This window comes from Acinetobacter sp. ABJ-A23_2 (assembly GCF_044538765.1).
Lineage (GTDB): Bacteria > Pseudomonadota > Gammaproteobacteria > Pseudomonadales > Moraxellaceae > Acinetobacter > Acinetobacter nosocomialis_A.
Genome location: NZ_JBIUCP010000101.1, coordinates 1 through 1,794 on the forward strand (window position 1 = coordinate 1; position 1,794 = coordinate 1,794).

1 protein-coding gene is annotated in these 1,794 nt (G+C 37.1%); it reads left to right on the forward strand.

All coding sequences use genetic code 11. From position 1 onward, the window contains the following. Window positions 1–266: 266 nt before the first annotated feature. On the forward strand, window positions 267–1,700 hold the full coding sequence (locus tag ACH63V_RS17975; protein ID WP_396464309.1) for an amino acid permease: 1,434 nt from the start codon (window positions 267–269) through the stop codon (window positions 1,698–1,700). The last annotated feature ends 94 nt before the right edge of the window (window positions 1,701–1,794 follow it).

Genomic DNA, 1,794 nt, shown 5'->3' on the forward strand with positions numbered 1-1,794 from the left:
GAGTAAAATTAGTCATGATAAATTAAGTGAAAAATTATTATATTTAAAAAATAATGACTTTTAATTTTGTATAAATTAAAGAAATAGTATGGGGTTAATTAAAATACAATTAATACTTTTATAATTATCAAAGTACTGTTTTTCATTGATATTTTATTTAAGGTGGGAAGGTGTGCTTAAAATAGCTTCACTATTCAAAGATAATTGCATATTTATTTTTTTCTCCTAAAATGATTTTTTACTAAATTGTCGTTACAGTTTTTTATATGCAATCATTAAATTATCGGAATAATGATGCATCGCAACATGGAAGTTCTGCACCTTTGAAACGAGCAATGAGTACTCGACATTTGGTGATGATCTCCCTTGGCGGTGCCATAGGTACAGGTCTTTTTTTAGGGTCTGGCGACGTAATTTCTCAAGCAGGCCCAATTGGCGCAATTATCTCTTATTTCTTGGGTGGTTTGATTGCCTACACCGTTATGCTCTGTCTTGGTGAGCTAGCCGTTCATGTGCCTGAGTCAGGCTCTTTTGGTGAATACGCACGACGTTATATTGGTCCAGGCACAGGGTATATGATCACCTGGCTATATTGGCTAACTTGGACTGCCACTTTAGGAACTGAATTTACTGCCGCAGCTTTACTTGTTAAGGAATGGTTTCCTACTACTTCTGTTTGGGCATGGACTTTGTTTTTTGGTGGTCTCGTCTTTTTCCTCAATATCAGTTCAACGCGTCTGTTTGCTGAATCTGAGTTCTGGCTTGCGCTGATTAAAGTTATAACAATTATTGTCTTTATTACTTTGGGTTTATTGGCAATTTTTGGTTTTATTCCTTATCACGGGCATGAAACAGCACCATTGTTTAGTAATTTAACGGCTCAAGGTTGGTTCCCGCACGGGTTATTTCCAATTTTTACAACCATGCTCATTGTGAATTTTGCCTTCTCTGGTACTGAGCTTATTGGTGTGGCTGCAGGTGAAGCAGAGGAGCCAGCGAAGACTGTTCCTAAAGCAATTAATGCAGCAATTTGGCGTTTGCTTATATTTTTTGTAGGAACAATTGTTGTTATTTGCTCTTTGTTACCATTCCATCTTGCAGGTCTTAATGCAAATGATGTGAGCAGTAGTCCATTTGTGACGGTATTTAACTATATTGGTATTCCGTATGCAGAAGATATTATCCGTTTCGTAATTATTACGGCTCTACTTTCTGCTGCTAACTCTGGCTTGTTTGCTGCCTCACGTATGATGTGGTCGCTTTCAGCAAAAAATCAATTACCTAAAATTTTCGCTAAACTCACACCATCAGGAACACCTATTGTTGCCATTATTGTGACCATGTTTGGTGCTATTCCCGGGTTACTTTCAGAACAATTTGCCCCAGAAACAATTTTCAAAAATTTGTTGGGTGTTGCTGCTTTTACAATGGTGGTGGTTTGGATCGCAATTTGTGTTTCACAATTTAATTTCCGTCGACAATGGTATAGAGCAGGTAAAACGGCAAAAGACTTACGTTTTGCTGCACCACTTTTCCCTCTTACTCCAATTGTAGGTGGGTTATTCTGTATTGTTACCTGTGTAAGTATGGTATTTGATCCATCTATGCAGGTTGGCTTTATCTGCTGCATTATTTTTATCTTGCTGTGCTATGTGAGCTATTTTGTTTTTTATCGTAAGAAAGAGATTGCTCCGAACTAAGCCATTTTGTAGCTAATTTTGTTGATTGAAGGTCCCTTATGGGGCCTTTTTTTATGGCGATAAATTAAGCTTTAGAGAGGGATGTTATATATTT